This is a genomic window from Nocardioides sp. (assembly GCF_036401255.1).
Taxonomy (GTDB): domain Bacteria; phylum Actinomycetota; class Actinomycetes; order Propionibacteriales; family Nocardioidaceae; genus Nocardioides.
The window spans coordinates 1-7,751 of sequence record NZ_DASWVI010000354.1 but is presented as its reverse complement, the minus strand read 5'-3'; the positions used below and the strand labels follow the sequence as shown (position 1 = coordinate 7,751).

The window sequence follows — 7,751 nt, the reverse complement described above, 5'->3', positions numbered from 1 at the left end:
AGTGCGTCGCGCAGCTTGGCCCGGCGGGCGGCGTAGCGGTCGTGCTGCTCCAGCGCGTGGGCGTCGTCGTCGAGGGCCGCCTTCATCGCGACCTGCTGCGGCCCGGGCATCATCAGCCCGAGGTTCTTGCGTACGGCGAGCAGCTCGCCGATCACCGCCGGGTCGCCGGCGACGAACCCGCACCGGTAGCCCGCGAGGTTGGAGCGCTTGGACAGCGAGTGCACCGCGAGGATGCCCTCGGCCGAGCCGCGGGAGACCGACGGGTGCAGCACCGAGACCGGGCGGTCGGTCCAGGCGCACTCGAGGTAGCACTCGTCGGAGACCAGCAGCGTGCCGCGCTCGCGGCACCAGTCGACGACCTTGCGCAGGTGCTCGGGCGGCAGCACCCGGCCGGTCGGGTTCGACGGCGAGTTGAGCCACAGCAGCGCCGGCACCTGCGGGCCGAGCGAGGTCAGCGAGTCGGTGGCGATCGCCCGCGCGCCGGCCAATGCCGCGCCCACCTCGTAGGTCGGGTAGGCCAGCTCGGGATAGACGATCAGGTCACCGGGCCCGAGGCCGAGGTGCACCGGCATCGACGCGATCAGCTCCTTGGAGCCGATCACCGGCAAGACGGTTCCTTCTGCCGTGTCCAGGCAGGTCACGCCGTGGCGGCGCGCCAGCCAGTCCAGGCACGACTCGCGCAGGTCGGCGCGGCCGACGGTGAGCGGGTAGCCCGGCGAGTCGGCCGCGGCGCGCAACGCCTCCTGGACGACCTCCGGCGTGGGGTCGACCGGGGTCCCGACGGACAGGTCCACGATCCCGTCGGGGTGGGCGCGGGCGCGCTCGGCGTACGGGACCAGGTGGTCCCACGGGAAGTCCGGCAGCCGTTGGGAGACCGTTGGTTGCGAGGCTCGCTTCGTTCGCACCTCAACCAACGGGGAGCCTCAGTCCTGGTTCTGCGGCGGCAGCGCGGCGATCATCGGGTGGTCGTGGTCGATCTCACCCATCTTCGCGGCACCGCCGGGCGAGCCGAGGTCGTCGAAGAAGTGGACGTTGGCGTCGTAGTAGCCCTTCCACTGCTCCGGCGTGTCGTCCTCGTAGAAGATCGCCTCGACCGGGCAGACCGGCTCGCACGCACCGCAGTCGACGCACTCGTCGGGGTGGATGTAGAGCATCCGCTTGCCCTCGTAGATGCAGTCGACCGGGCACTCGTCGACACACGCCCGGTCCTTGACGTCGACGCACGGCTGGGAGATGACGTAGGTCACCGGTTCCTCCTGTTGGGGCCTAGCGGGGAGCGCTGCTCGGCACAGCCTAGTATCCGGATCGTGGCCGAGTCGGTAGGACCCCACGATGTGGGCAAGCACTTGCTTGGTCCGCACGTGGTCGGGCAGCGCGTGGTCGTACGCCGGCTGCTGCGCGGCCGGACCGGGCCGTCGGGCGGATCGGCGTACTCCGACGTCCTGGGCACGTGCGTGTCGTGGGGCGACGGGGTCTGTGTCGTGCAGCAGGACGCACCGGGTTCCACCGGGTCCGTGAGGATCGCGATCGCCGACATCGTGTCCGGCAAGCCCGTGCCGCCGCGGCCCTCGCCGCGGCTGCGGGTGGAGCCGCAGGAGGCGCAGGTGCGGGCGCTGGCGCTGTGGCCGGGCCTGGAGACGCAGCCGCTCGGCGACTGGGTGCTGCGCCACTCCCCCACGGCCACCGCTCGGCGGGCCAACTCGGTGCTCGCGATGGCGCCCTCGGGGGTGGCCGACGACTACGAGCAGGTGCTGGCGTTCTACGCCGGCCGGACCGGCCGGCCGATCGCGGCCGTGCTGCCCGACTCGGCCGAGGACGAGCTGTTCCGAGCCCACGGCTGGGTCGCCGAGAGCACCGATGCGGACACGCTGTTCCAGGTCGCGGGAGTGGCCCAGGTGCGGCGCCAGGTGGTGGCGAGGCTCCGTTCGCTCGCGCCTCAACCACCGGCTGAGCACGACGAGGACGGCGACCTGGTGACGGTGCGCCTCGGGGACCGGGCGAGCGGGGTGGCGGCGTACGACCGCGACTGGGTCGGGTTCCGCGGCATCGAGGTCGCCCCGGAGCACCGGCGGCAGGGGCTCGGCGTCGCGGTCGTGGCCGCGCTGCTGGAGTGGGGCGCCGAGCGCGGCGCGACCACGGCGTACCTCCAGGTGCTCGGCGACAACGCCCCGGCGATCGCGCTCTACGAGCGGCTCGGGTTCACCACGCACCACGCCTACCGCTACCTCGCGCCGCCCTCCGTCGACGACTGAGCCCCGAGCAGCCGCTCGCTGCGGGCGGTGAGCCACGGCCACGCGACCCGCACGAACGCCAGCAGCAGCGTGCCGGAGATGATCATCCCGCCGAGGTTGGCGCCGAGCTGGGTCAGCGACCCGGTGATCTCGCCGGCCTCGCCGACCGCGATGCCGAGGGCGAGGTTGCCGGCCGCCGGGACCGTGGTGACGCTGATGAAGACACCGACCATCGTGGCGGTCTTCTCGATCGCCAGCGCGAGCGCGCCGGCCGCGCCGGCCAGCAGGGCGACCACGAACGACCACAGGTCCGGGTGCCAGATGAACCCGGTGTTGGGGCGTGGCCGGGTGACGTCGGAGGCGGTGATCGCACCGGTCCAGCGGGCCAGCAGCGCGAGGAGGGTGACCACGACGATCGCGAACACGAACGACAGCACGATCAGCCGCAGGCTGCGCCCGACCAGGCCCCACCGGCCGAGCACGATGCCCGCGCAGGCGGCGGCGATCGCGCTGAACTCCGGGCCGACAACCATCGCGCCGACGACGAGCACCGCGGAGTCGGTGATCACCGCGACCGAGGCGAGCGCGACCGCGATCACCAGGAAGATCAGGTACGAGACCGTCGGCACGGCGCCCGACTCGGCCTGCGCCTCCACCGCCTCCCAGATGACGGCGTCGTCGGGATGGCCCGGCGCGGCCGCCTCGAGCCGGCGGGCCGCCGCGAACGGCGCGCCGGTCGGCGTGGTGATCACGATGCCGCCGGACTCGGCGAGCCCCAGCGCCTCCAGCCCCTGGAGCAGCTGCTCGGTCTGCTCGCGGGCGACGTCGCACTCGACGAGGTCGCCGGCGGGCTGCAGGCAGGCGCCCTCGGTCACGGTGACGTTGGTGGTGCACGCGTGCTCGAGGAGCAGGGTGCGGACCGGGGCGGACAGGTCGCCCGGGACGGTCAGACGCAGGTGGACCAGCACGGGCCGAGCGTACGGCGGGAACGGGTTGGCGATCCGGCGGCGTGCCGACCTACGATGCGCGTGGACCGGTGAGGCGTGACGACCCTCGTGAGGCCGGGCCCGCGCGGATCGGCGTACCGACGAGAGGCCGAGGGTTCTCCTCGGCGAAGGTGTGGTGGCACCGCGACCTTGCCCCCGCCCACACCTCCAGGGCTTCCCGCCGACTGGAGGTAACCATGCGATCCACGCCACCGCGCACACTCTGTTCCGACCTGCCCACCGCCACCCCCGGCGAGACCGTCCGGCTCCAGGGCTGGGTCCACCGCCGCCGGGAGCTCTCGGCCCTGACCTTCCTGGTGGTCCGCGACCGCAGCGGCCTGGCCCAGGTGGTGGTCCGCGACGGCGCGCCGGTGCCGCCGGAGGAGACGACCGTCGAGGTCGTGGGGGTCGCGACCGCGAACGCCCAGGCGCCGGGCGGCGTCGAGGTGACCGAGCCGACCATCACCGCGCTCACCGAGCCGGCCGCGACGCCGCCCGCGGAGCTGTGGCGTCCGGGCCTGGACGTCTCGCTGCCGACGCTGCTCGACCATGCCCCGGTGCTGTGGCGCCACCCCGCCCAGCGCGCGCGGTGGGAGCTGGCCGCGGCGTCGGTCCGCGGCTTCCGCGCGACGCTGGACGCGGCGGGCTTCACCGAGGTCCAGACCCCGAAGTTCGTGGCGTCGGCGACCGAGTCGGGGGCGAACGTGTTCGAGGTCGACTACTTCGGGCGCCCGGCGTACCTCGCGCAGAGCCCGCAGTTCTACAAGCAGCAGCTGGTCGGGGTCTTCGAGCGGGTCTACGAGGTCGGACCGGTGTTCCGCGCCGAGCCGCACGACACCGTGCGGCACCTGGCGGAGTACGTCTCGCTGGACGTCGAGCTCGGCTTCGTGCGCGACCACCGCGACGTGCTGGCCGTGCTGCGCGACGTGCTCGCCGGGATGGTCGCGGCCGTGCACGAGCACGCGGGCGTGGCCGTGGCGCGGACCGGCGCGGACGTGCCGGTGGTGCCCGAGGAGATCCCGGTCATCCACTTCCGCGACGCGCTGGCGCTGGCCGGCGCGCCCGCGGACGAACCCGACCTCGCGCCCGAGCACGAGCGGGCGATCGGGGCGTGGGCGCTGGCCGAGCACGGCAGCGACTTCGTGGCCGTCGAGGGCTACCCGATGGCGAAGCGGCCGTTCTACACCCACCCGTGGTCTCGAGACGGCGCTGGCGCGCCTCCTCGACCGACGGAGCAGTCGACGTGGTCCAACAGCTTCGACCTGCTGTTCCGCGGGCTCGAGCTGGTCACCGGCGGGCAGCGCCTGCACCGGCCCTCGGACTACGACGCGGCGATCCGGGCGCGGGGCGAGGACCCGGCGGCGTACGCGACCTACCTGCAGGCCTTCGAGCACGGGATGCCGCCCCACGGCGGGTTCGCGATCGGGCTGGAGCGGTGGACCGCCCGGCTCACGGGCGCGGCCAACGTCCGCGAGGTGACGCTGTTCCCGCGCGACCTGACCCGGCTCACCCCGTGACGGCGGGCTGACACTCCGGGCGGTACGCCGGGTCGGCGGCACCCGGCCGGGTCAGCGCGTCGAGCACCCAGGCGATCGCGGTGCGGCTCATCGGGATGAACACGTGCTCGGCGAGGTCGCCGGGGCAGGAGTCCTGGATCGTGACGTTGGTGGTGCGCGGCCCGGGCGCGAGGAACGCCGAGGTGTAGGGCACCACGACCTCGTCGTACCTCGTGCTGATCTGGGTGTAGCTGACCCGGCCGGGGGTCTCGTCGCCGGAGTTGAGCCTGGTGAGGAAGTCCGAGCCCGCGCCCTGCTGGTTGCAGGCGGGGCAGAGACCGCCGGTGAGCGGGTTGGACGGGTCCGCGACGATCGTGGTGCCGTGGTTGGACGGCGAGAGCCCGACCAGGTCGTCGACGACGCGGGCGCCGCCGAGGAACTTGATGTAGTAGCGCGGCATCATGCCGCCCTGCGAGTGCCCGACCATCGAGACCTTGGCGGCGCCGGTGGCCCCGAGGACCTTGGTGGTGAAGCGCTTGAGCTGCTTGGCCGAGGTGGGGATGTCACCGGTGCCGCGGTTGCCGTAGTCGAAGGAGTAGACACAGAACCCGTCGGCCACCATCGCCGCGGACAGGTCGTCGAGCAGGCTCTTCTTGTCGCCGAACGTGCCGTGCACGATGATCACCGGCTCCGGCCGCTGGGCCGTGGGCTTGCAGTCCCAGTCGTTGGCGCCGGTCGGGTCGCCGAACGGGTTGGTCGGCAGTGGCACGCCGTCCGCGCCGGCCGGGACGGCCAGCCCCACGGTGGCGAGGAGCGAGACCAGCACGGCACCGAGCAGCAGTCGCATGTCCGGCTCAACGAGCGGCCGTGACGGCGGTCACGGTGCGTCGTCAGCGGTCGTACACGTCGCGCCGATGCCCCAGGCGGATCACCACGACGATCAGCACGTCATCCTGCACGGTGTAGAGCAGTCGATAGTCCCCGACTCGCACCCGGTGGCCGGGGCGGCCGCGCAGCGGTCGGGACGCCGGCGGCCGTGGATCCACGGCGAGCATCTCGATCGCGCCCTGCACCCGGCGGGCGATCTGAGGCTCGAGCTTGCGAAGCTGCCGGGCGGCCGCAGGCGTGACCTCGATGCGATAGCGGCGCTCACTCCCAGCCAAGGTCGACCTTCACCGTCGACCACGGGATCGTCGGTCCGCCTTCTGCCATCACCTCGTCGAAGGCCGCGACGTCCTCGAGCTCCTCCCAGGCGTCCATCAGCTCGTCGTAGCGCTGCGGGCTGATCACCACGGCCACCCGTTGACCCCGCCGCTCGAGCACCACCGCTTCGTCGGCGCTGGACGCGATCACGGCAGGCAGGTTGGCGCGCGCTTCGCTGACGGGGATCGACGACATGCCCCTATCGTACGTTTCGATATCCCGAACGTACAAGCAGGTCAGTTCTTCGGCTTCTTGCAGACGACCGTGTCCGACGGCGTGTAGGCGGTGTGGAACTTCTCGGTGTGGTCGATGGCGTCCTCGCCGTGGCGGCGGAACGTGCGGGTGACGTCGACGTCGAAGCCGGCGTAGCCGGTGTTGGGGTAGCAGTCCGGCGTGGTGAGCGTGCGGGTCTTGGGTTCGCGGTAGTTGTACCGGTCGGAGGTCGTGCTGGTGATGTCCCAGTACTTCGTCGAGTACATCGACACCGTGACCACGCCCTGGGTGGACGGCGTCGCGGGCGTCACGTGGGCGTGGATGAGCACGCCGTACGGCGTGTCGTTCTGGAACCGCAGGTCGACCGCGCCCCAGGCGACGGTGGCCTCCCGGCCGACCGGGTAGCGGTCGATGTAGAACGAGTGCGGCTTGTGCTCGATGTCCTTCAGGCCCGCGAAGAACATCGCGTTGAACGTCGTGGTCGCCATCTGCGAGACCCCGCCGCCGAGGTCCTCCTTGAAGATGCCGTCGCTGATGATGAAGCCCTCGGTGAAGCCGTTCTCGCGGGTGCGCTCGCCGACGATGCCGTTGAGGGAGAACACGTCGTCGGGCTTGAGGACGGTGCCGTCGATCAGCTCGGCGGCGCGGCCGATGTTGATGTTGCGGTACTCCGCGTAGGGGTAGTACGTCGTGAACGTCGACACCCGCTCGCGGATCTTCAGCGCCCGGGCGTCCTTGGTGGTGAAGTCCGGCTCGGCGACCGTCGAGTCGACCTTCATCTCGCGCTCGCCGCTCGGGCGGGTGACGAGCTCGAGGAACGCGTCGCTGACATCCGCGGGCTCGTAGGTGACGCCCGGCTTGGCCGGCACCACCTTCGGCTTGCCGTCGACGAGCTCGACGGTCGCGTCGACCGGGGCACCGTCGTCGCTGATGCCGGCGTCGACGAGCTTGGTGAGCCCCTTCTCGTCCAGGTCGGGCACCAGCTCGCCGCCCTCGGGACGCATCCCGAGCACCTTGCCGTACCTCCGCGGGTCGAGCCGCACCGGCGAGTCGCCGAAGACCAGCGTCACCGGGCCGGACATCGCGGGGTTGGCGAAGCCGTCGAGCGCCTTCTGGAGGTCCGCGGCGTCGATGTCGGGCTCGGCGGTCACGAGCGCGAGCTCGACCGGGCTCGCGTCCTCGGCGGTGTACGCCGCGGTGATCCCGGCCTCGGCCGCGTCACGGTCGAGCTCCTCGCCCGAGGCGGGGTCGGTGACCACGACCTTGCCGCCGCGGAACCGGACGTCGCCGTCGACGGGCGGGGTGCCGACGTCCTCGGCGAGGTCGTCCAGCGCCGCGCCGAAGGCCTGGTCGTCGACCGAGACGACCGGGTCGAGGTCGTCCCCGCCGGTCCAGTAGTCCCACAGCCGGCCCGGGGCCCAGCTGCGCTCGCCGCCCGCGTCGGCGACCGACGCGGCGTAGTCGACGCTCAGGCCGGCCTCGGCGGGGTCCACCGTGGCCTGCTCGCCCTCGACGCTGACGGTGACGGGCCGGTCCACCCGGTCGGCGAGGCCGGCGCGCAGCGCGGCCTCGGCCTCGTCGGGCGTGCGGCCGCCGATGTCGACGCCGGCCACCGTGGTGGC

The 7,751-nt window shown here is 72.6% G+C and carries 9 protein-coding genes; 2 read left to right on the top strand and 7 right to left on the bottom strand.

Features of this window, described 5'->3' with window-relative positions; translation table 11 throughout:
- The coding region (gene dapC / locus VGD85_RS16410; RefSeq protein WP_331064510.1) for a succinyldiaminopimelate transaminase at window positions 1-905 on the bottom strand (905 nt) is incomplete at its 3' end.
- 18 nt (window positions 906-923) lie between these two features.
- The gene (fdxA, locus tag VGD85_RS16405; RefSeq protein ID WP_331064509.1) at window positions 924-1,247 is read right to left on the bottom strand and encodes a ferredoxin; all 324 of its coding nucleotides are present in this window, start codon (window positions 1,245-1,247) and stop codon (window positions 924-926) included.
- Between the two features lie 87 nt (window positions 1,248-1,334).
- Between fdxA and VGD85_RS16400 the strand changes: the two genes are divergently transcribed.
- A complete protein-coding gene (locus tag VGD85_RS16400; RefSeq protein WP_331064508.1) occupies window positions 1,335-2,252 on the top strand; it encodes a GNAT family N-acetyltransferase in 918 nt (305 codons plus the stop codon).
- Here the strand turns inward: VGD85_RS16400 and VGD85_RS16395 are convergent.
- Window positions 2,222-3,199, bottom strand: a complete 978-nt coding sequence (locus tag VGD85_RS16395; RefSeq protein ID WP_331064507.1) for a DUF389 domain-containing protein — start codon at window positions 3,197-3,199, stop codon at window positions 2,222-2,224. The genes VGD85_RS16400 and VGD85_RS16395 overlap by 31 nt on opposite strands.
- Before the next feature lie 215 nt (window positions 3,200-3,414).
- Between VGD85_RS16395 and aspS the strand changes: the two genes are divergently transcribed.
- Window positions 3,415-4,734 (top strand): aspartate--tRNA(Asn) ligase, encoded by a 1,320-nt coding sequence (aspS, locus tag VGD85_RS16390; RefSeq protein ID WP_331064506.1) that lies wholly within the window; start codon window positions 3,415-3,417, stop codon window positions 4,732-4,734.
- Here the strand turns inward: aspS and VGD85_RS16385 are convergent.
- The 4 genes from VGD85_RS16385 to VGD85_RS16370 all read right to left on the bottom strand — a co-directional run.
- Window positions 4,724-5,560 carry an esterase/lipase family protein gene (locus VGD85_RS16385; protein WP_331064505.1) on the bottom strand — a complete coding sequence of 279 codons (837 nt, stop codon included), beginning with the start codon at window positions 5,558-5,560 and terminating at the stop codon, window positions 4,724-4,726. The two genes, aspS and VGD85_RS16385, sit on opposite strands and share 11 nt — an antisense overlap.
- 43 nt (window positions 5,561-5,603) lie before the next feature.
- Window positions 5,604-5,876 (bottom strand): type II toxin-antitoxin system RelE/ParE family toxin, encoded by a 273-nt coding sequence (locus tag VGD85_RS16380; protein ID WP_331064504.1) that lies wholly within the window; start codon window positions 5,874-5,876, stop codon window positions 5,604-5,606.
- On the bottom strand, window positions 5,863-6,111 hold the full coding sequence (locus VGD85_RS16375; protein WP_331064503.1) for a type II toxin-antitoxin system Phd/YefM family antitoxin: 249 nt from the start codon (window positions 6,109-6,111) through the stop codon (window positions 5,863-5,865). The genes VGD85_RS16380 and VGD85_RS16375 overlap by 14 nt, the downstream gene beginning before the upstream one ends.
- Window positions 6,112-6,152: 41 nt before the next feature.
- On the bottom strand, window positions 6,153-7,751 hold a 1,599-nt coding region (locus VGD85_RS16370), incomplete at its 5' end, for a VanW family protein (protein ID WP_331064502.1).

Excerpts from the sequence above, each read along its gene's own strand:
- aspS (WP_331064506.1), top strand. The coding sequence starts at position 3,415 with ATGCGATCCACGCCACCGCGCACACTCTGTTCCGACCTGCCCACCGCC.
- VGD85_RS16385 (WP_331064505.1), bottom strand. The coding sequence starts at position 5,560 with ATGCGACTGCTGCTCGGTGCCGTGCTGGTCTCGCTCCTCGCCACCGTG.
- VGD85_RS16375 (WP_331064503.1), bottom strand. The coding sequence starts at position 6,111 with ATGTCGTCGATCCCCGTCAGCGAAGCGCGCGCCAACCTGCCTGCCGTG.